22 protein-coding genes, 2 tRNA genes and 1 other RNA gene are annotated in these 20,226 nt (G+C 72.4%); 11 read left to right on the top strand and 14 right to left on the bottom strand.

All coding sequences use genetic code 11. The features are described 5' to 3' along the window. The 4 genes from VFC33_13270 to ffs form a co-directional block, all read right to left on the bottom strand. Positions 1-179, bottom strand: a 179-nt coding sequence (locus VFC33_13270; GenBank protein ID HZR14205.1) for a recombination protein RecR, incomplete at its 3' end; no start/stop codon positions are given. Between the two features lie 3 nt (positions 180-182). Next, positions 183-515: a YbaB/EbfC family nucleoid-associated protein gene (locus tag VFC33_13265; protein ID HZR14204.1), complete on the bottom strand. Its 333-nt coding sequence runs from the start codon at positions 513-515 to the stop codon at positions 183-185. Between the two features lie 38 nt (positions 516-553). Beyond that, positions 554-2,440 carry a DNA polymerase III subunit gamma/tau gene (dnaX, locus tag VFC33_13260; GenBank protein HZR14203.1) on the bottom strand — a complete coding sequence of 629 codons (1,887 nt, stop codon included), beginning with the start codon at positions 2,438-2,440 and terminating at the stop codon, positions 554-556. A 147-nt stretch (positions 2,441-2,587) separates the two neighbouring features. Continuing rightward, an RNA gene (gene ffs / locus VFC33_13255) (signal recognition particle sRNA large type) lies at positions 2,588-2,855 on the bottom strand. Between the two features lie 82 nt (positions 2,856-2,937). On the opposite strand from ffs, the gene VFC33_13250 reads away from it, so the two are divergent. Together VFC33_13250 and VFC33_13245 are read left to right on the top strand one after the other, a co-directional pair. Further along, positions 2,938-3,022: transfer RNA gene (locus tag VFC33_13250), tRNA-Ser, on the top strand. Positions 3,023-3,083: 61 nt separating this feature from the next. Then, the gene (locus VFC33_13245; protein ID HZR14202.1) at positions 3,084-3,656 is read left to right on the top strand and encodes a hypothetical protein; all 573 of its coding nucleotides are present in this window, start codon (positions 3,084-3,086) and stop codon (positions 3,654-3,656) included. Positions 3,657-3,686: 30 nt separating this feature from the next. On the opposite strand, the gene VFC33_13240 is transcribed toward VFC33_13245, so the two are convergent. Together VFC33_13240 and VFC33_13235 are read right to left on the bottom strand one after the other, a co-directional pair. Further along, on the bottom strand, positions 3,687-4,517 hold the full coding sequence (locus VFC33_13240; GenBank protein HZR14201.1) for an SDR family oxidoreductase: 831 nt from the start codon (positions 4,515-4,517) through the stop codon (positions 3,687-3,689). Further along, positions 4,514-5,014: an OsmC family protein gene (locus VFC33_13235; GenBank protein HZR14200.1), complete on the bottom strand. Its 501-nt coding sequence runs from the start codon at positions 5,012-5,014 to the stop codon at positions 4,514-4,516. The genes VFC33_13240 and VFC33_13235 overlap by 4 nt, the downstream gene beginning before the upstream one ends. 95 nt (positions 5,015-5,109) lie before the next feature. Here VFC33_13235 and VFC33_13230 point away from each other — a divergent pair, with 95 nt between their 5' ends. From VFC33_13230 to VFC33_13215, 4 genes are all read left to right on the top strand, one after another. Then, positions 5,110-5,556, top strand: coding sequence for a nucleoside deaminase (locus VFC33_13230; GenBank protein ID HZR14199.1), 447 nt, complete (start codon positions 5,110-5,112; stop codon positions 5,554-5,556). A 36-nt stretch (positions 5,557-5,592) separates the two neighbouring features. After that, a tRNA-Ser gene (locus tag VFC33_13225) sits at positions 5,593-5,680 on the top strand. A gap of 92 nt (positions 5,681-5,772) precedes the next feature. Further along, entirely contained in the window at positions 5,773-6,501 is a 729-nt protein-coding gene (locus tag VFC33_13220) for a PIG-L family deacetylase (protein HZR14198.1), read from the top strand. Positions 6,502-6,611: 110 nt separating this feature from the next. Beyond that, complete coding sequence (locus VFC33_13215) at positions 6,612-7,883, top strand: glycosyltransferase family 39 protein (protein HZR14197.1); 1,272 nt, start codon at positions 6,612-6,614, stop codon at positions 7,881-7,883. Here VFC33_13215 and VFC33_13210 read toward each other — a convergent pair. Then, the gene (locus tag VFC33_13210; protein ID HZR14196.1) at positions 7,850-8,713 is read right to left on the bottom strand and encodes a methylenetetrahydrofolate reductase; all 864 of its coding nucleotides are present in this window, start codon (positions 8,711-8,713) and stop codon (positions 7,850-7,852) included. The two genes, VFC33_13215 and VFC33_13210, sit on opposite strands and share 34 nt — an antisense overlap. A gap of 79 nt (positions 8,714-8,792) precedes the next feature. Beyond that, entirely contained in the window at positions 8,793-9,188 is a 396-nt protein-coding gene (locus tag VFC33_13205; protein ID HZR14195.1) for a hypothetical protein, read from the bottom strand. Positions 9,189-9,325: 137 nt separating this feature from the next. On the opposite strand from VFC33_13205, the gene VFC33_13200 reads away from it, so the two are divergent. Beyond that, positions 9,326-10,447, top strand: a complete 1,122-nt coding sequence (locus VFC33_13200; protein HZR14194.1) for a Coenzyme F420 hydrogenase/dehydrogenase, beta subunit C-terminal domain — start codon at positions 9,326-9,328, stop codon at positions 10,445-10,447. On the opposite strand, the gene VFC33_13195 is transcribed toward VFC33_13200, so the two are convergent. Further along, the gene (locus VFC33_13195) at positions 10,393-11,763 is read right to left on the bottom strand and encodes a glycosyltransferase family 39 protein (GenBank protein ID HZR14193.1); all 1,371 of its coding nucleotides are present in this window, start codon (positions 11,761-11,763) and stop codon (positions 10,393-10,395) included. The genes VFC33_13200 and VFC33_13195 overlap by 55 nt on opposite strands. 115 nt (positions 11,764-11,878) lie before the next feature. Here VFC33_13195 and nhaA point away from each other — a divergent pair, with 115 nt between their 5' ends. After that, positions 11,879-13,351, top strand: a complete 1,473-nt coding sequence (gene nhaA, locus VFC33_13190) for a Na+/H+ antiporter NhaA (protein HZR14192.1) — start codon at positions 11,879-11,881, stop codon at positions 13,349-13,351. Positions 13,352-13,382: 31 nt separating this feature from the next. After that, positions 13,383-15,032: an AMP-binding protein gene (locus VFC33_13185; GenBank protein ID HZR14191.1), complete on the top strand. Its 1,650-nt coding sequence runs from the start codon at positions 13,383-13,385 to the stop codon at positions 15,030-15,032. 59 nt (positions 15,033-15,091) lie between these two features. Here the strand turns inward: VFC33_13185 and VFC33_13180 are convergent, their stop codons facing one another. Genes VFC33_13180 through VFC33_13170 form a run of 3 tightly spaced genes read right to left on the bottom strand, consistent with a single transcriptional unit; the run spans position 15,092 to position 17,077 of the window. After that, positions 15,092-15,808: an SCO1664 family protein gene (locus VFC33_13180; GenBank protein ID HZR14190.1), complete on the bottom strand. Its 717-nt coding sequence runs from the start codon at positions 15,806-15,808 to the stop codon at positions 15,092-15,094. After that, positions 15,799-16,332, bottom strand: a complete 534-nt coding sequence (locus tag VFC33_13175) for a DUF3090 family protein (protein ID HZR14189.1) — start codon at positions 16,330-16,332, stop codon at positions 15,799-15,801. Before VFC33_13175 ends, VFC33_13180 begins: the two co-directional genes overlap by 10 nt. Further along, positions 16,325-17,077: an MSMEG_4193 family putative phosphomutase gene (locus VFC33_13170; GenBank protein HZR14188.1), complete on the bottom strand. Its 753-nt coding sequence runs from the start codon at positions 17,075-17,077 to the stop codon at positions 16,325-16,327. The genes VFC33_13175 and VFC33_13170 overlap by 8 nt, the downstream gene beginning before the upstream one ends. A gap of 83 nt (positions 17,078-17,160) precedes the next feature. Between VFC33_13170 and VFC33_13165 the strand changes: the two genes are divergently transcribed. Then, positions 17,161-17,601: a DUF3151 domain-containing protein gene (locus tag VFC33_13165; GenBank protein HZR14187.1), complete on the top strand. Its 441-nt coding sequence runs from the start codon at positions 17,161-17,163 to the stop codon at positions 17,599-17,601. A 33-nt stretch (positions 17,602-17,634) separates the two neighbouring features. Next, entirely contained in the window at positions 17,635-18,615 is a 981-nt protein-coding gene (gmd, locus tag VFC33_13160; GenBank protein ID HZR14186.1) for a GDP-mannose 4,6-dehydratase, read from the top strand. A gap of 4 nt (positions 18,616-18,619) precedes the next feature. Here the strand turns inward: gmd and VFC33_13155 are convergent, their stop codons facing one another. Further along, positions 18,620-19,975 carry an FAD-dependent oxidoreductase gene (locus VFC33_13155; GenBank protein ID HZR14185.1) on the bottom strand — a complete coding sequence of 452 codons (1,356 nt, stop codon included), beginning with the start codon at positions 19,973-19,975 and terminating at the stop codon, positions 18,620-18,622. Between the two features lie 5 nt (positions 19,976-19,980). Then, positions 19,981-20,226 (bottom strand): nitronate monooxygenase (locus VFC33_13150; protein HZR14184.1); only part of this gene is annotated, 246 nt, incomplete at its 5' end.

The following is a 20,226-nucleotide window of genomic DNA, read 5'->3' as shown; positions in this document are numbered from 1 at the left end:
CGGCACCACGACACCTTGTCCTTCGCGTCGACGATCGCCGTCGCGAGGCGCCGGGCGTCCTCGGGCGCGACCTTCAAGAGGTAGAACGCGATCCGTTGCGCGGACTTCGGCCCGACGCCCGGGAGCCGGCCGAGCTCGTCGATCAGGGTCTGAACGGGCCCCTCGTAGACCGACGCCACCCGTCAGCCGAGCAGCCCGCCGAGGCCGCCGAGGTCGAGCCCACCGGCGACGCCGCCGAGCCGTTGCTGCTGGAGCTCCTGCGCCTGGCGCAACCCGTCGCTGACCGCCGCGACCACGAGGTCCTCGAGCATCTCGACGTCCTCCGGGTCGACCACGTCGGGCGAGATGCGCATCGAGCGGAGCTCGCCGGAGCCGGTCACGACGGCCTTCACCGCGCCACCGCCCGCGCTGCCCTCGACGACCTCCTGCGTGAGTGCCTCCTGCGCGGCCGCCATGTCCTCCTGCATCTTCTGCATCTGGCGCATCATCTGGTTGAGCTGCTTCTGGTTGGCCATGGCGGGCTCCTCGATCGGAGGGAGACGCGCTCCTCGCGCTACTCGCGCGGGAGCTCTTCCACCACGCTCGCGCCGAAGCGCTCCTGCAGGCGGGCGATCGAATCTACCGCCGTCGCCGCCGGTGCATCGCGCAGCTCGTCCAGGTCGATCTCCTCGTCGTCGAGGTCGGGAGGCGGCTCGGCGGCCGGAGGTTCGCCGGACGGCGGGGGCGGGGCACCCGTGGCGCGCGACGGGCGTGGCGCGGGTGATGTCGCCGGCGTGGGTGCGGGCGGCGTCCCGCCGTCGACCGCCGCGAACGCCTCGTGCGCGACGAGCTTGAAGCGGATGTTGCGCCCGAGCCGCGACGTCAGCTCCTCGCGGATCGTCTGCGCCTCGCGGTGGAAGCGCGGGCGCGCCGTCTCGATGAGGCGGGGCGCGATGCCGAACACGACGACATCGGCGTCGTCGACGGACACCGGTTGGAAGTCCTGGATCGCGCGGCGCGACGACGGCGGAAGCTCGGGGAGCACCTGGCCCCACGCCACGATCACGTCGTCGAGGTCGACCGGCCCGGACGGTGCCGCGCCCTCCGGCGGCGCGGGATCCGCGGGCTTCGGCGCCGGTGCCGGTGCGGGCGCCGGCTCGCCCGAGGTCGCACGGGCACGGAGCGCGCCGAGCGTCGGCTTCGACGCCGACGCGGACGTTGCGGACGGCGGGGACGCCGGCGGCGCCGGGGGCGGGTCGTTGCGCGGCGGTGAGTTGCGTGGCGGTGACGGCACGGGCGTGCCGTCCGCGAGCGCGCGCTCGAGACGTTCGACGCGATCGGTCAGCACCTGCACGGGCGTGCCCGCCTCGCGGCGCGCGATCCGGACGAGCGCGACCTCGAGCACGAGGCGCGGGTCGGCGGCGTCCGTCCCCCGCATGTCGACGACGGCCTGCCCGAGCGTCTCGATGCCACGCACCACCGTCGCGTTCCCGATCGTCGTGCCGATGTCGCGCAGGCGCGCGAGCTGCTCCTCCGTCGCGTCGACGCGGACGCGACCAGCCGCCGCGTTCGCGACGAACGCGTCGCGCAACATCCGCAACAGGTCTTCGGCGACGCGCCGCGCGTCGTGACCGGCGTCCAGCATGTCCGCGAGCGCGACGAGCACACCGGCGACGTCTTCGTTCGCGATCGACTCGAGCACGTGGGCGCGCAGCTCGAACGGTGCGCCGCCGAACGCCTGCGCGACGCTCGCGGCGTCGAGGCGACCCGTGGTGAGCGCGAGCGCCTGGTCGAGGAGCGAGAGCGCGTCGCGTGCCGAGCCCGCGCCGCGGCGCGCGACGACCTCGACAGCCTCGCGATCGAACTCGACGCCCTCCTGCTGCAGGACCCACTCGAGGTGGTGCGCGAGCTGCTCGGTCGACAGGAGGCTGAACTCGAAGTGCTGCGTGCGAGAGCGGATCGTCGGGAGGACCGCGTTCGGCTCGGTGGTCGCGAGCACGAAGACGACGTGCTCGGGCGCCTCCTCGAGCGTCTTCAGCAGCGTGTTCGACGCCGCGTCCGTCAGCATGTGGACCTCGTCGAGGATGTACACCTTGCGCCGCGCGCTCGCGCCGAGCCCGAGGCTGATGCGCTGCACGAGGTCGCGCGCGGCTTCGACACCGCGGTTCGACGCGGCGTCGAGCTCGACGAGGTCGCTGAAGCTCCCGCGCGCGATCGCCACGCAGTTCTCGCACGTGCCGTCGGGCTCGCCGTCCGGCGAGAGGCTCAGGCAGTTGAGCGCCTTCGCGAGGATGCGCGCGGTGGTCGTCTTGCCCGTACCGCGCGGACCCGAGAAGAGGTACGCGTGCCCGACCCGCCCTTCGCGGACCGCGTTGCGCAGCGCCGACGTGACGTGCTCCTGGCCGACGAGCTCGTCGAAGCGCTGCGGCCGGTACTTGCGATACAGCGACTGGAACGCCACGGGCCGAGGTTAGCGAGGGGTCACGCCGTGTCACTTTTGTGGTTCAGCGCGCCTCTACCGCGCGGAACCACAATTGTGGACAGGGTCGCACCTGAGGGGCGGCGAGGCGGTCGTGCTTTCCGGTCCGCATCGCGTCCGCGATGCGGACCGTGCACCCGTCGTCGACCAGGCGCCGCGAGGCGCGCAGCCCGCCGTCGGCTCAGGCCAGGCCACCCTGCGGCACACGGAAGGACCCGCTGAGAGCTGCTTCCTTCCGGACCTGACTCGGTTCACGGGATTCCGTTGCGCAGGACCCGACCCTCGACGTCGGCGTACGGGTCGCCTTCCTCACGTCGACCATGGCCTCGGACGGGGATTCAGCCCCCCACACGTGGGTTTGGGGTACAGGGCACCACGAGCTCCCCGCCTAGCACGGTCCGCGGGGCGAGGGTACCAGTGCGCGCGGCCGTCGGCGCCCGGCCGGTCGGCCGGGGCGCGCCGATACCATGCGCCCCTCCGGAGGGATGCGAGAGCGGCCGAATCGGCACGCTTGGAAAGCGTGTGTGGGGCAACCCACCGTGGGTTCGAATCCCACTCCCTCCGCTCCGCGGCCGCTGCGCGCTGGTCTCGGCGAAGGCCGGCCAGGAACCGGCACAATCCCTGGATGCGCCTCGGGATCGCGCACCACTTCGGATGGGCGGTCGCAGTGACGGCGTCGGCCGATCACGAGGTCGTCGACCGACGCCGGATCGAGCTGATCGAGCCCGGCCTGCCGGCGGCGCCGGTCCATCACGAGGGCGGCCCACACGTGCTCCACCGCGCGGCTGATCCTCTCGACGACGACGCGCTCGCGCAGTTGGTGGCCACGGTCCGCGCGTCCGTCGTCCGCGCGACGACGGACGCGCTCGACGAGATCGAGACCGCGTCGCTCGCGCCGATCGTGTCGATCTCGGTTCGCGCGTGGCCGGCCGACTTCCCCGCGGACATCGCCGTTCAGCGGCGCGTGCCCTACGAGAGCCGCGCCGACTCCGTCATGTACTGCCAGGCCCTCGCCGACGTCGCGCGCGCCCGAGGCTGGGCCGTCCACCTGTACGACGCCAAGCACGTCGAGGCCGAGGCGGTTCGCATGCTCGGTGCACGCGCGGACGAGGTGCTCCACGGTCCGCGTGCGACGTTGGGACCGCCGTGGTCGAAGGACCATCGGACCGCGCTCGCCGCGACCGTCGTCGTCACCTGACCGCGCGCCCGCTCGTGCAGACGCCGTGCCCTACGTCGCCGGTCTCCGCAGGCGCGCCCGCAGGTTGGCATCCTCGACGAACACCGGGAGGTCGTCCGGCCCGAGGAACGACGGACGCACGGACGAACCACCGTCGACGACGAGCGTGTGCCCGGTGACGAACGCGGCGAGGTCGGAGCACAAGTAGAGCACCGCGCCGGCGACGTCGTCGGGCGTGCCTCGGCGTCCGAGCGGGACGAGCGCACCGGCGTCATCGTCAGCTCCCGAGTCGCGCGCGGTCTTGGGTGTCGCGATCGTCCCGGCGGCGACCGCGTTGACCCGGATGTCGTCCCCGCCCCACTCGACGGCCTGCGTGCGCATCAACGCGAGCAATCCCGCCTTCGCCGTCGCGTACGCGGCACCGAACGGCATCGACGCCAGGGCCGCGATCGAGGCGATGTAGACGATCGACCCGCCCCGACCCGCGTCGACGAGATGCCGCGCGACGACCTGCGACGTGACGAGCGCGGCGCGGAGGTTGAGCGTGAGGACGTCGTCGAACACGTCGAGCGGGACCTCTGCCGTCGGCGCCCATTGGTCGCGGCCGAGGCCACCCGCGACGTGCACGAGCCCGTCGACGCGCGGCGCGTCGGCGACGACGCGTTCGACGGCACGCGCGTCGCGTACGTCGCACACCGAGGCGTGGACCGCGGGGCCGAGCGCGGCCGCGGACTCGAGACGCGCGTCGTCCACGTCGAGCGCGACGACGGCGGCGCCTGCCCGCACGAGCGCGCGACACACGGCCGTGCCGATCCCGCCGCCACCGGCACCGGCGACGACGAACGTCCGCCCACCGAGGTCGAGCGCGTCCGCGTCACTCACGTGCGCGCCACCGAGAGCTCCGGTGAGCTCGCGAGCGTCTGCAACACGACGCAGTAGCGCTCGGTCGTCGCGACGAGGGCGTCGAGGTCTTCTGCGCCGGCGTCGGACTCGAGCTCGAACCGGAGTCGGATCGCGCGGAACCCGACCGGCGCATCACGGGCGACGCCGAGCGTGCCGCGGAAGTCGAGGTCGCCTTCGGCGTGCACCATGCCGCGCACGTCGATCCCCCGGTTGGTGGCGACGGACCGCAGCGTCACGCCCGCGCACGCGACCAACGCCTGCAGCAGCATGTCGCCCGAGCAGGCGAGCGACCCGTCGCCACCGGTCGCGGGATGGAGTCCAGCCTCCACGAGCGCGCGTCCCGTCTGCACGGAGCAGCTGACGTCGGCCTCGGCGAGCGAGCCCTCGGCGCGCAACGTCACGACGGCGGCGTCCGCCTCGGCGCGGTAGCGATCCTTCAGTGGTGCCTGCACACGCCGCAGCTCGTCACGGTCCATCGGCGGACCGTAGGCGCCGCCACCTCGTCTCCGCCATCGACGCCGTGCCGCGCGTACGCTCCCGCGCCGTGGATCGGGCGACGCTCGCCGGGCTCATGGACGACGCGCTTCGCGAGGCGCGTGGCGCGCTCTCGCACGGCGACGTGCCCGTCGGCGCGCTCGTGGTCCGTCTCGCCGATCACCACGTCCTCGCGCGCCGGCACAACGAACGCGAGGTCGCGCACGACCCGACCGCGCACGCCGAGATCCTCGCCCTGCGCGACGCAGCCGCGCGGACGGGGTCGTGGCGACTCGACGGGTGCGCGCTCGTCGTCACGCTCGAGCCGTGCCCGATGTGCGCGGGTGCGGCGCTCGCAGCGCGCGTCGACGAGATCGTGTTCGGGGCCGCCGACCCGAAGGCGGGCGCGTGCGGGAGCCTCTACAACATCGCCGCGGATCCGCGGCTGAACCACGAGATGCGCGTCGTCGACGGCGTGCGTGCGGATGCCGCAGCGGGGCTGCTCAGCGAGTTCTTCGCGAGCCGTCGCACGACCCGAACGTGACGGGGAGTGCGCGGGCGCTCATTACACTGCGCCACCGGAGGGATGCGAGAGCGGCCGAATCGGATGGTCTCGAAAACCATTGTGCCTCCGGGCACCGTGGGTTCAAATCCCACTCCCTCCGCCACGGCCGGGGCCACGCAGGCCCCGGCCTCGTGTCTCCACGATCGAGCCGGCCTGCGCAGCGGCACGGGCGCGTTCTTCTAGCCTCGCTCGCGCATGGGGCGACGCGAGTGGAGCCGGATCCGGACGGACGTGCTCGCTCGCGTCGCCGTCGTCTCGCCCCATCTCGATGACGCGGTGCTGAGCGCGGGGCGCTTCCTCGCCGCGAACCCTGGGACGGTCGTCGTCACCGCGTTCGCCGGCACGCCGCCCGGCCGGCCGCTGAGCCGGTGGGACCGCCGGTGCGGGTTCGCCGAGGGCGACGACGTCGCGGCGGCGCGCCGCCAGGAGGACGAGCGCGCACTCGCGCTCCTCGCGTGTCAGCCCGTGTGGCTCGAGCACGTCGAGGCCGCGTACCTCGACGGCCGTCCGCAGGTCGACCTCGACGACCTCGCCGCGACCCTCGACGCGGTCGTCGCGGCGTCGAGCGTCAGCGCGGTGTGCGTCCCGTTCGGTCTGGTGCATCCCGACCACGTGCTCACGCACCAGGCCGCGCTGCGCGTGCGCCAACGACGCGGCGATCTCGCGTGGTTCTGCTACGAGGACCAGCCGTTCCGGTATGCGCCGGGCGCGCTCGCGCAGCGTCTGCGCGAGATGTCGTCCGCGGGACTCGTCGCGACGCCGGCGGTCGTCCCGCTCGACGCCACCAACGACCGCAAGCGTGCCGCGTACTCGTGCTACACGAGCCAGATCGGCCCGCTCGACGAGGACTGGCACATGACCGCGCTGCTCGACGCCAACACCGGTGAGGGATGGTGGCGCGTCGACGACGCGCCCCGGGACTGACGCGTTGCGCCGCCCGCGTGGGGCGGGCGACGATCGCGCAGTGACCGCCCCCCCCGAGACGACGCCCGGGTCTCCGGGCGTCGGGCTTCGCGCTCGCGCTCGGCGGCGTCGTGGTGGTCGGCATCGCCGTGCGCGTCGTGTACGTGCGCGTCGTCGGCCCGCACACGAAGCTGTGGAACGACTCCGGCTGGTACTTCAGCCAGGCGTACAACATCCTGCACGGACGCGGGTATCTCGACATCGGGCACCAGTTCGCGTACCAGAGCGGACACGCGGCGCAGACGAAGCTCGTGCCGGGCGCGTTCTGGCCACCGGGCTACCCGGTGTTCCTCGCCTGCGTCGAGTGGCTCTTCGGTCCTTCGTGGTACGCGACGCGCATGGCCGGCGTCGTCACGGGAGGCGCGACCGTGCTCCTCGTCGGTGTCCTGGGCCGGGCGATCGCTGGTCGCGCGATCGGCATCGTCGCAGCGGTGCTGGTCGCGTTCAGCCCGCTCCTGATCGCGACCGACGGCTCGCTGATGTCCGAGACGCTCTACGTCCCGCTCGTCCTGCTCGCGCTGCTCGTCGCGCACCATGCGCGCACGCATGCGGCGCTCGGCTGGTGGGCGCTGCTCGGGGTCGTCGTCGGCATCGCGACGTTGACGCGGCAAGACGCCTTGCTGCTCCTGCCGTGCGCGGTGATCCCGGCGGCCGTCCTCACGCGCGCCGGCGCACGCGCCGTCGTGATGCGCGCGGGCGTCGCCGTGCTGGTGACCGCTGCCGTCGTCGCGCCATGGATCATCAGGAACGCAGTCGTGCTCCACGACGCGACGATCACGACCGGCTCGCAGGCAACCGCGATCGGTGGTGCGAACTGTCAGGCGACGTACTCCGGCGCGGCGATCGGCTTCTGGGACGGCGGGTGCGCGCAGGTCCCGCACTTCCTGGACACGAACGAGGTCCAGTTCTCGAACCGTGTACGCCGTGAGGGCGTCTCGTACGCGGAGCACCACGTCGGTCGGGTTCCGATCGTCGCGGCGGCGCGGTTCCTGCGCGTATGGGGACTGTGGAACCCGGCCAATCAAGCGCTGCACGAGCGGCTCGAGAGCCGGAACAAGACATGGCAGGAGCTGATGTGGCCGGTCTCGATCGCGGTCCTCGCGCTCGGCGCCGTCGGGCTGTGCGTGCTCGCGCGCGAGAAGCGCTCGATCGCGATGCTCGTCGCGCCGATCGTCATGACGTCGGTCACCGCGGTGCTGACGTACGGCAACACGCGCTTCCGCGCGCCCGCCGAGTGCGCGCTCGCGATCGGTGCCGCGACCGCGTTGGTCCGCGCGTGGCAGTGGCTGCGCGCGAAGGACGCCGAAGCTCAGCGCGCCGGTGTGAGCCCGAGGTTGGCGTAGATCTCGCGCGTCGCGGTCGACCGGTTCAGCGTGTAGAAGTGCAACCCGGGCGCGCCGCCGTCGAGGAGCGCGCGACACAGCTTCGTCGCCTCCTCGACACCGACGGCGCGTACCGCGTCGGGGTCGTCGCCGACGGCACGCAGCTTCCGTTCGAGCCACTGCGGGAACTCGGACCCCTGGAGCTTCGACATGCGCGTGATCGCGCTCAGGCTCTCGACGGGCATGATGCCCGCCACGACCGGCTTGTCGACGCCGTGCGCGCGCAGCCCGTCGACGAGGTCGAAGTAGTGCTCGGGTTCGAAGAAGAACTGCGTGATCGCGAAGTCCGCCTCGGCGAGCTTCGCGGCCGTGTAGTAGCGGTCCGACTCCTTGCTCGGCGAGCGCGGGTGCGGCTCGGGGTGCGCGGCGACGCCGATCGCGAAGTCGCCCGTCTCGCGCACGAGCCGGACGAGGTCGATGGAGTGCTCGAGCTCACCGGGCGGGAGGTCGGCACCGGCGGGCGGATCGCCGCCGAGAGCGAGGATGTTCTCGATCCCCGCGTCGCCGTAGCGCCGCACGATGTCGGCCAGCTCGGCACGGGTGTGCCCGACACACGTGAGATGGGCCATGGGGACGATGCTCGTGTCGTGCAGGATCTGGACGACGAGCTCGTGCGTGCGCTCCCGGGTCGAGCCGCCCGCGCCGTAGGTGACCGAGACGTACGACGGGCCGAGCGGCTCGAGCTCCGCGAGCGCCCGGGCGAGCGTGGCCTCCGCGGCCGGGGTGCGGGGCGGGAAGAACTCGAACGAGTAGCTGGTGCCCCGGCGCAGGATGTCGCTGATCTTCGCCACGCCTGTCTCCCGCTCGGACGTTCGGCGAAGCGTAGCGGTGCCGACACCGTGCGGCGCCACGGGCGGGCGGGATCCCGGGCTATCCGCGGGTGCCGACCACCAACCCGAAGGCGATGATCCCGGCGAGCAACAGCGCGAACAGCGCGAGGTGGATCCACGCGATCACCCGCGCCGCGGTCACGAGCCCCGTGCCCGTCAGCCGGCCCTGGGCGGCGTCGATGTGGTTGCGCGCGTGCTGCGCGAGCACGAGCGCGACGACGGCGAGCACGACGGGGCACACGACGAACGACCCGATCGCGCAGATCAGCGCGCCGATCGCCATGCCCTCGGTCTGGCGCGCGTACGGCATCCCCGGGTACGGCGGGTACCCGCCCGCGCCGTAGCCGGGTGGGTACGCGGCCGGGTACGGAGGTTGCCCGCCGGGGCCCCACGCCGGCGGCGGTGCCGGCGCGCCCCACGGCTTCTCGCTGCTCACCGCCCGCGATGTAATCACAGTGACCAGAGTTCGTTCGTCCTGCCTTCGCCACGGACGGTGCGCCCGTGCGAGACTCACCGACCCTCGTCGCCCCACGGATCCACCGGTCAGGGACGGACCACCTCAGGAGAAGGGCAATGCCCCCCGAGAAGCTGCACTGGAAGCATCTCTACGAGGAAGTCGTCACCAGCGGGCTGTGCACCGGCTGCGCGGGCTGCGTGATCGCCTGTCCGCACGACGTCCTCGGCTACCGCGACGACGAGGGGATCTACAAGCCGTTCCAGTTCGAGGACTACGGCGGCCCCGGCGACTGCAGCCACGGCGAGCGCGGCTGCACGTCGTGCACGCGCGCGTGCCCACGGTTCCGCGCGTGGGAGCCCGAGATCGACGAGTTCATGTTCGGCCGCGCCCGCCGGCCCGACGAGCTGTCGGGCATCTTCAAGGACGTCTGCCTCGCGAAGGCGGCCGACCCGGTCCTGCACGAGGTCGGCCAGGACGGCGGGCTCGTGTCGGCGATCCTCCTCTATGCGCTCGAGCACGACGTGATCGATGCCGCGCTCGTGAGCTACCTCGAGGGTGACGGGTCGACCTGGAAGGCGGTCCCGGGCGTGGCACGCACCAAGGAGGACGTCATCGCGGCGGCGGGCAGCCGCTACACGTACTCCGCGAACACGCTCGCGTACAACGACGCGATCGAGCAGGGCGCCGAGCGCATCGCGCTCGTCGGCATGAGCTGCCAGTCGTCGGTGCCGCCGGTGATGAAGCAGCGCAAGGCGGGGAAGGTCGGGCGGCGGCTCTCGCTCAACATCGGCCTGCTCTGCTCGAAGACGTTCGACGATGCGATCTTCGACGAGCTGCTCGACGCGAAGTACGGGCTGAAGCGCGCCGACATCAAGAAGATGAACATCAAGGGCCGGCTGCAGATCTGGATGCACAACGGCGACTACCACGAGGTACCGCTCAAGGAGTGCCACCAGTGGACGCGCGAGGGCTGCAAGCTGTGCCCGGACTTCGCGGCCGAGCACGCCGACATCTCGACCGGCGGCATCGGCAAGTTCAACGACTGGACGCTCACGATCGTCCGCACCGACACCGGCCGCGAGCTGATGGAGAGCATGCTGCGCGACGGGTGGATCGAGACGCGACCGGGTGACGACGACCCCGACGCCATCGCGCTGATGCACAAGCTCGCGAAGAAGTCGCGTCAGCGCTGGCCCGAGACCGCCATGCCTGCGCCGGGACTCGTCGCGACGACCTGACCGGGCACCGGTCGCCGCCAGAGCGCCACAGCCGCGACCGCGGCGAGCAGGATCTCGGGTTCGGCGACGAGCCGGAACCGCTGGTTGCCGTACGTGACGACACTGACCGCGACGACACCGAGCAGCACGCCGAGCACCGGCGCGACCGCGACCCGGCGGCGGATCATCAGCACGAGCCCCGTTGCCGCGACGGGGAGCACCGCGAGGTAGGACCACCACGCGAACCACTGCCAGGTACGGTCGCGTGACTCGACGACCTCGAAGTCGCGTTGCTGACGAGGGGCGTAGAGCCCGAACGTCCGCGCGACGCGCACGCCGACGACGAGCGGCACGCGGAAGACATGCCGGCTCACGTAACGCTGGGCCTGCTTCCGCCCCAGCCGCGCGGCCATCTCCTCGTCCGTGCGGAGATCGTCGACGACGGGTGTGCACGCGATGTCCCACAGCCCGATCCGCGACCCGCGGAACGTCGTCGGGCAGTTCGCTCCGGCGAGCGTTCGCGCGCTGTTGCTCGACAGCAGCGCCGACGAACCCACGTCGCGCACGACGTACACCGCCCACGGTGTGATCACGAGCACCGCGACCGAAGCCGCGACCGTCGCGGCTGCGAGCCGGTGGCGGACCGGCACGCCGCGTGCCGCGAGCAGCGTCACCCCGACGACGCACACGGCGACGACCGGTGCCTCGCTCCTCGCGAGCGACGACAGCCCGAACAGCAGCCCGACGACCGCCCATCGGCGGAGGCTGCGTCGCTCTGCGGCCCACACCGTCGCGAGCACCGCGGCCGTCGTCAACGGGACCGCGAGCGTCTCGGACATCAGCGAGCCGTCGCTCGCGACGAGGAACGGCCAGACGGCGACGGCCGCCGCGGCGGCGAGCCCGACGCGTGCGCCGAGGAGCCGGCGGCCGAGCACGGCGACCAGCGGGACCGTCGCGCACGCCACCACCGCGGCCGCGACCGCTCCGCTCCGCACCGTTCCGACCCCGAGCACCCGGAACGCGGCGAGCACGCCCGGGAACAGTGGGGGGAATCCCGCGGTCGGCTTGTTCGTGTGGATGTACGCGAGCAAGGCCGACGGATCGGCGTACCCGCGGCCCGTCGCGAGGTTCTTGCCGAGCAGCCAGTACGAGACGGAGTCCAACCCGAACGGCTCGCCCCGCCGGACGACGAGCACGTAACCGACGCGCACGGCGACGGCGAGCGCGGTGATCGCGGCGACACCGGCGGCGAACGGCGACGGTGCTCGTCCCCACCAACGTGCCGCACGCTCGTCTCGCATTTCGCGCGCGCCGATCCACTCCGCCCTGCCTGGCAAGGCACGACCTTGTCCCAGACGGTGCTGACCCGCAAGCGCGCGGCGGTACCCTGCTGCACAGGGTGTGCCGGGAAGCCTGGTCGGCGTCCGTCCCCGTCGCGCACGCGAGACGCCCGTGGCCACGCCGACCCGCCGACTCCTGACGCCTGTCCTCGAGTTCCTCCGGACGGAGGCCGCGGGCGGTGTCGCGCTCGTCGTCGCGGTCGTCGTCGCGCTCGCCTGGGCGAACGGCCCGTGGTCGCATTCGTACGACGCGCTCTGGCACTTCGAGGTCAGCCTCGGCACGCCCCGCAGCTCGATCGACCAGACGCTGCAGCACTGGGTGAACGACGGCCTGATGGTCGTCTTCTTCTTCGTGGTCGGCCTCGAGATCAAGCGGGAGCTCGTGCACGGGGAGCTGCGCGACCCGCGCACGGCGGCCGTGCCGGCGATCGCCGCGCTCGGCGGGATGGTCGTCCCCGCGCTGATCTTCGCGGCGTGGACGGCGGGCGGGTCCGGCGGCCACGGGTGGGGCGTGCCCATGGCGACCGACATCGCGCTCGTCGTCGGCGTGCTGGCGATCCTCGGACGACACGCGCCGGCGAACCTGCGCGTGTTCCTGTTGACGCTCGCGATCGTCGACGACGTCGGCGCGATCGTCGTGATCGCGGTGTTCTACGCGAGCGCGATCTCGTGGACGTGGCTCGCGGGCGCGGTCGCCGGCCTGTGCGTGATCGCGCTCATGCGCACACGGGTCCGCGCGCCGATCGCATACGTGCCGTTCGCCATCGGGGTCTGGGTGGCGATGGTGAACAGCGGTGTGCACGCGACCATCGCGGGCGTCGCGCTGGGACTCCTGACACCGGCCGGCGCGGACCACGAGCACGACGTCCTCGAACGGCTCGAGACGCGGCTGCACCCGTGGACGAGCTTCCTCGTCGTCCCGTTGTTCGCGCTCGCGAACGCCGGCATCGCCCTTGACGCCCACGCCGTTCGCGCGTCGCTCACGCACGGCGTCGGGCTCGGTGTGCTGACCGGGCTCGTTCTCGGCAAGCCGATCGGCATCGTGGGCGCGACGTTCCTCGCTGTTGGGTGCGGGCTGCGACTGCCGCGAGGCGTCGGGCGCGCGCACGTCGTGGGAGCGGGCGGCCTCGCCGGGATCGGCTTCACCGTCTCGCTGTTCGTCGCCGAGCTCGCGTTCGAAGGGAGCGCGCTCCTCGCCGACGCGAAGATCGCGATCTTCGCGGCGTCGTGCGTCGCGGCCGTCGCCGGGTCGGCCGTGCTGTTGCTCGTACGATCGCCGCCGATGCGCGTCGCTGCTCTCGTCGGGGACCTGATGGACCGTTCACGGCTCGAGGAGGCCGTCCCTGGCGCGTCGTTCGTGCGCACGCCGGACGGATGCGCCGGCGCCGACGTCGTGGTCGTCGACCTCGCGCGCCATGCCGACTCGCTGACCGCGGTGCGTGAGATCGTGCCGGCCGCCCGGATCGTGGGCTTCGTGCCCCACGTCGACGAGGACACCGCGCGGCGCGCCGTCGACGACGGTGCCGACCTGGTCCTCCCCCGCTCCCGCTTCTTCCACGACCCGGCCCGGGCGATCGAGCCGTAACGCGCCCCGGCTCGGGGGAGTCCAACGTCACGTGGATTCCCTCCTCAACCGCCTCGAGCAGGCCGCGACCTCCCGCCGCGGCATCACGTTCGTCGAACCGGCAGGCACGGACGCGTACCGCGCCGAGCGCGTCGAGTGGGCGCGCCTCCACGAGGACGCGCGGCGCGTTGCGGGCGCGCTGCAACGGCGCGGCGTCGGCCCGGGCGCCCACGTCGCGATGCTCGGTCCGACCTCGCGCCCGCTGGTCACCACGATCCAGGCGACGTGGCTCGCGGGCGCGACGGTCGTCATGCTGCCGCTGCCGATGAGGCTCGCGTCCATCGACGAGTTCGTCGCCGCCACGCGCACGCGCGTCCAGCACGCCGACGTCGACCTGCTCGTCGTGGACCGCGCGCTCGCCGAGCTCCTCGACCCCCGCGACGACGACCCCGACGTCGTGATGCTCGACGCGCTCACCTCCGAGCGCGCCAGCTACGACCGCCCCAAGGACGACCACGACGCGCTCGCGGTCCTGCAGTTCACGAGCGGCTCGACCGCCGATCCGAAGGGCGTGATGCTCCCGCACTCGCGCGTGCTCGCGAACATGGACGGCGCGACGGAGGCCGCGGCGATGGATCCGGATCACGACGTCTGCGTGTCGTGGCTGCCGCTCTACCACGACATGGGGTTGATCGGGCTCCTCACGATCCCGATGGCGACGGGCGCCGAGCTCGTCCTCGGCGCACCCCAGGACTTCCTCGCGTCGCCGGCGCGCTGGGTCCGTTGGATGTCGGACTTCCGCGGAACCGTGACGGCCGGACCGAACTTCGCGTACGCGCTCGCGACGCGCGCGCTGCCGCGCTGCGGTGCCCTCGACCTGTCGGCGTGGCGGATCGCGCTGAACGGTGCCGAGCCGATCGATCCCGGCACCGTCGACCGGTTCGTGAGCGCGGCTGCGCCGCACGGCTTCGACGCGCGCGCGGTGTTCTGCGCGTTCGGGATGGCCGAGGTGACGATCGCGGGGACGTTCCCCGAGCCGATGACGGGCATGGCGCTCGACACCGTGTCGCGTGACGAGCTCGAGCACGCGGGCCGGGCGATCGCGGTCGACCCGGCTCCCGATGGCGTCCGGCAGTTCGCGCGTCTCGGACGGCCGGTGCCCGGTCTCGAGATTCGCGCCGTCGACCGCGTCACCGGCGACCCGCTCCCCGAGCGCGTCGTGGGCGAGCTCGAGATCCGTGGCACGTCAGTGACGACGGGCTACTACCGCCGACCCGACGTGACCGAGGCGGCCTTCCACGACGGCTGGCTGCGCACCGGCGACCTCGCGTACCTCGTCGACGGTGAGCTCGTCGTGTGCGGGCGCATCAAGGACGTCATCATCGTCGGCGGCCGCAACGTGCTGCCGGAGGACGTCGAGCGCGCGGTCGCGTCCGTCGACGGCGTACGCGCCGGGAACGTCATCGCGTTCGGCGATCACGCGCGCCGCGGTCGCGAGTCGGTCGTGGTCGTGGCCGAGTCACGTGCGGACGACGTGCGCGCCGTGCGGTCCGCGGTCGCGCAGCGCGTGCGCGACGCCGTCGGCGTCCCGGCGCGCGACATCGTGCTCGTCGCACCGGGGACGATCCCGAAGACGTCGTCCGGCAAGCTGCAACGCAGCGTCTGCAAGGCCCGCTACCACGCCGGCGACCTCGCGTCCTGAACGTTTGTGCGTCGTTCGATGTCGTTCTGCGACAACGAGCGACGCATGAACGTGGGTCGTCAGACCAACGGCCAGGGCACCGAGTGGTAGCCGGGTTCCGGCTCGGGGAGACGGCCGGCGCGGAGCAGCTGCTCGGCCCGTGACGCGAGCGCGTCGACCTCGTACGGCGACAGCAGGTCCGCGAGCCGACGCCCGAGCCCGCCGTCGAGCGCGACGCGCACCGACGTGACCGCGTCGCACGCCTCGCGTGTCAGCTTCTCGCCGGCGAAGTCCCAGATCACCGTGCGCAGCTTCTCGCCGGGATGGAACGTCAGACCGTGGTCGATGCCCCACACGTGACGGCCGCCACGCGCGCGCAGGCAGTGCCCGGACTTGCGATCCGCGTTGTTGGCCAGCACGTCGAACACCGCGAACCTGCGGAACTCGTCCGCGTGCTCCTCGAGCAGCGTGAAGTAGTGCTCCTCGGGGTCGTGGTCGACGAAGCGCTGCACGCTCCCGACGCCGAGGGGGCCGTCGCGCAGCACGGTGTCGGGAACGATCGACCACCCGAGCGCCTCGGACAGCTCGAACGACGCGACCTCGCGCGCGCACAGCGTCCCGGTCGGGAAGTCCCACAGCGGCCGCTCACCCCGACGCGGCTTGTAGATCACCTCGACGTCGGCGTCGTCGCCGTGCACGCACCCGAGGAACGTGCCGTTCGACGACCACGGCATGCGCCCGAGGACCTCGAGGTCCCCGGTGCGCAGGACGTCGGTGCTCGGCGGCGTCAGTTCCACCGGGGGCAACGGTGTCCCGACGGGTCCATCGGCTGCTCGCACAGCGGGCACGTCGGACGTCCCGCGGCCACCGCCGCCGCGCCGCGCGCGGCCATCGCACGCACCTGCGAGCGCGTGGCGTAGATGCGCGCGACGAAGCCGTCGTCGTCGCGGTCGACCTCGTCGTCGGCGTCCTCCTCGTCCTCGTCCTCGTCCGAGTTCTCGCGCAGCTCGAGGAGCACGAGCCGGCGATCCGGCTCGAAGCCGAGACCGATCATGCGGGCGCGGAACAACGGGATCGCGGGCTCGTGCACCTCCGCCTCCGATGCGTCGGGCTCGACGCCCTCGTCGGGGAAGTCGTCCGCGAGCCGATCGAGGAACGCGACCGCCTCCGTCGCGAGCAGCGCGACCTGCTCCTTCTCCACGAGCACGGTGAGACGCGCGCCGTCCTTACCCGCCTGGATGAAGAACGAGCGCTCGCCGGGACGGCCGATCGCGCCGGCACCGAGCGTGTCGACGGGGTCGAGCTCGATCACGTCACCCATCACTCACCTCTTTCGCGGCGTCCCGCCCGTCCTCGGCCGGGGGCGTGTCGGGTACCAGGTCCGCGAGGCCACCGGTGTCGTTGCACTTCAGCAACGCCGCGCCGTGCGGTGACAGCGCGAGCGCAGTGACCGACGCGGGCGACACGACGATCCGCTGGAACAGGTCGAGGTGCACGCCGGTGTAGTGGGCGATCGCCGCCTTGATCGGATCCGCGTGCGACACCACGACGACCATCTTCCCCGCGTGCGCGCCGGCGACGCCTTCGAGCGCGGCGACCATCCGCGACTGCATCGCTGCGAGCGACTCGCCACGCGGGAAGCTGGCCCGTGAGGGCGCGAGCTGGACCGTCTTCCAGAGGTCCGTCTTCGCGAGGTCGGCGAGCTTGCCGCCGGTCCAGTCGCCGTAGTCGGCCTCGATCACGCCGGGCAACGGGCGGACCTCGAGGCGGTGGCGCGACGCGATCGCGACCGCGGTCTGCATCGTCCGCTCGATCGGGCTCGCGTACACGGAGTGGATCGGCAGCGCGGCGAGCCGCTCCGCGGTCGCGTCCGCCTGCGCGCGGCCCTGGTCCGACAGGTCGATGCCCGGCGTGCGCCCCGACAGCATCGGTCCGGTCTGCGCGGTCACCGCGTGCCGCACGAGCAGCAACGTCGTGACGGACGGCGCCGCGGGCGGCGTGTCACCGTTCGTCGCCGCCGCGCCGTCGGCCACGTCGGGCGGCGCGAGCTCCGTGCTCTCCGACATCCGGACAATGGTACCGGCGGGCCTCCCGGATCCGTCCGGCGAGCGCGGACGGTCTCCGTCACAGCCGGCACTACATTCGCCCGGTGCCCGAGCTCCCCGTGCAGTTCGCCTCACAGGGGCCGCCCGAGACGGTCCTCCCGCCCGAACCGGAGGACGCGCGACGCGCGCTCGACGACGCGCTCGCGCTCGACGAGCCGCGACGCCGTGACGCGGTCGCGGCGGTCGTCGCCCGTCATCCCACGTTCCTCGACGGCTGGGCACGACTCGGAGAGCACGCGCGCGACGAGGTCGAGGCGTACGCGTGCTTCCGCGTCGGCTACCACCGCGGGCTCGACCGGCTGCGTCAAGCGGGCTGGCGCGGCAACGGGTACGTGCGCTGGGACCACGAGACCAACCGCGGGTTCCTGCGTTCGCTCGACGGCCTGCGGCGCGCCGCGGGTGCGATCGGCGAGACCGACGAGGAGCAACGTTGCGCCGATTTCCTGCGCCAACTCGACCCCGGATGGCCGCCACCCGGCGACTAGCGTGAGCCGTTCGCGAGCTCGACAGGGGAACGCATGAAGCGCGCGCTCATCACGGGGATCACGGGTCAGGACGGCCGCTACCTGTCGGACTTCCTGACGGGCAAGGGCTACCAGGTCTTCGGCGTGGTCCGCGGCCAGAACAACCCGAAGGCGCAGCTCGTGCAGGACGAGAACCCGTCCCTCGAGCTCGTGGAGGGTGACCTGCGCGACCTGTCGTCGCTCATCGCGCTCGTCGAGCAGGTCCAGCCGGACGAGGTCTACAACCTCGGCGCGATCAGCTTCGTGCAGCTGTCCTTCAAGCAGGCCGATCTGACCGCGGAGATCACCGGGCTGGGCGTGTTGCGCATGCTCGAGGCGGTGCGCATCGTGGGCGGCACCGACCGCAACCCGATCCGCTTCTACCAGGCGTCGTCGTCGGAGATGTTCGGCAAGGTGCGCGAGACGCCGCAGAACGAGATGACACCGTTCCACCCGCGCTCGCCGTACGGCGTCGCCAAGGTCTTCGGCCACCACATCACGGTGAACTACCGCGAGGCGTACGGGCTCCACGCGAGCTCGGGCATCCTGTTCAACCACGAGTCGCCGCGGCGCGGGCTCGAGTTCGTCACGCGGAAGATCACCAACTCCCTCGCGCGCATCAAGCTCGGGATGCAGAACAACATCAGCCTCGGCAACATCGACTCCGCGCGCGACTGGGGCTTTGCGGGCGACTACGTCGAGGCGATGTGGCTGATGCTCCAGCAGGACGAGCCCGACGACTACGTCGTCGCCACCGGCGAGACGCACACCGTGCGCGAGTTCCTCGACGTCGCGTTCCGTTGCGCGGGCTACGACGACTGGAAGCCGTTCGTGAAGCACGACGAGCGCTTCGAACGGCCCGCGGAGGTCGATCTGCTCATGGGCGACGCGTCGAAGGCGCGAGCGAAGCTCGGCTGGAAGCCACGTGTGAACTTCGACGAGCTCGTGCGCATGATGTACGAGTCGGACCTCGCCGAGGAGGGCGGCGGCCGCTAGACGGCTAGAGGTCCGCGACCTTCCGCGCCGCGACCGCGACGGGATCCCAGACGGGACCGAACGGGGGCGCGTACGACAGGTCGCTCGACGCGAGCTCTTCGGCCGTCATCTCACTCCAGATCGCGACCGCCATCACGTCGATGCGCTTCGCCGCGCCCTCACGCCCGAAGATCTGGCCGCCGAGCAGCCGACCCGTCCTCCGGTCGGCGATCGCCTTCACCGTGATCGGCTGCGATCCCGGGAAGTACGACGCGCGCGTCGTCGACTCGATCGTCGCCGTCACCGCGTCGAACCCCGCCCGGCGCGCATCCACCTCGCGCAAGCCCGTGCGCGCGACCTCGTAGGAGCAGATCTTCGACACTGCGGTGCCCAGGACGCCGTCGAACGTCGCGCTCCCGCCGGTCATCGTGACGCCGGCGACCCGGCCCTGCCGGTTCGCGTACGTGCCGAGCGCGATCGCCATCGGCTCGCCGGAGACGCGGTGACGGACCTCCACGCAGTCGCCCGCCGCCCACACGCCGTCGGCCGACGTGCGCATCGTCGGGTCGGTGACGATGCCGCCCGTCACCCCGACGTCGATCCCCGCCTCGCGGGCGAGCGCGCTCGCCGGCCGCACGCCCAGACCGAGGACGACGACGTCGGCGGGGATGGTGGAGTCGGCCGCGACGACCGCGCGGACACGCCCGTCGGGACCGGGCTCGAACCCGTCGACGTGCACGCCGAGCCGCACGTCGATCCCGACGGCGCGCATCGCGTCCGCGACGCGCGCGCCGATGTCGGCGTCGAGCGTCGTCATCGGCTGCTCGGCCGCTTCGACGACGGTGACGTGCGCACCGCGCATGACGAGTGCCTCGGCGACCTCGAGCCCGATGTAGCCGCCGCCGACGACGACCGCGTGCTCGGGTGGACCGGCATCGACCTCGCGACGCAGCGCGAGCCCGTCGTCGAGCGTCTGCAGCCCGTGGATCCCCGTCGCCTCGATGCCGGGCAGCTGCGGACGGACCGGTACTGCGCCCGTCGCGACGAGCAGCAGGTCGTACGGCTCGGTACGGGTTCGCCCGTCGGCGACGACGTCGACCGTCCGCCGTTGGCTGTCGATCGCCACCACGTCGTGACCGACGCGCACGTCGATGCCTCGCGCGCGGTGCTCGCTCGGAGATCGCGCGACGAGGTCGTCCGCTTCGTCCACCAGTCCGGCCACGTAGTACGGGATCCCGCACGCCGAGTACGACGTGTGCGGGGTCCGCTCGAACGCGACGATCTCGAGCTCGTCCTCCGGTCGGCGGCGGCGTGCCATCGCGGCCGCGGTCATGCCGCCGGCGTCGCCGCCGACGACCACCAGCCGTTCGCGCGGCGTCACGCGCGTCAGCTCCGCGCGCGCAACGACTCGAGCCGGTCGAGGACGCCGTCGGCTTCGGCGACGAACCGGCGGACGAGCTCCGCCGCCGGTACCAGCTCGTGGATCGCGCCGACACCCTGCCCCGCCGGATAGCACTCGCGATCGGGGTCGATGCCAGTGGTGTGCTCGTCGGCGCCCAGATGCATCCACCCGCCCTGCACCGCCTTGAAGATCTGCTGCGGGAACGGCGCGAGCTCGTCGGGATGCTGCTC

This window comes from Acidimicrobiia bacterium (assembly GCA_035651955.1).
Classification (GTDB): Bacteria; Actinomycetota; Acidimicrobiia; order IMCC26256; family JAMXLJ01; genus JAMXLJ01.
Note: the sequence above shows the minus strand (reverse complement) of the source record. Positions and strands in the feature narration are given on the sequence as shown.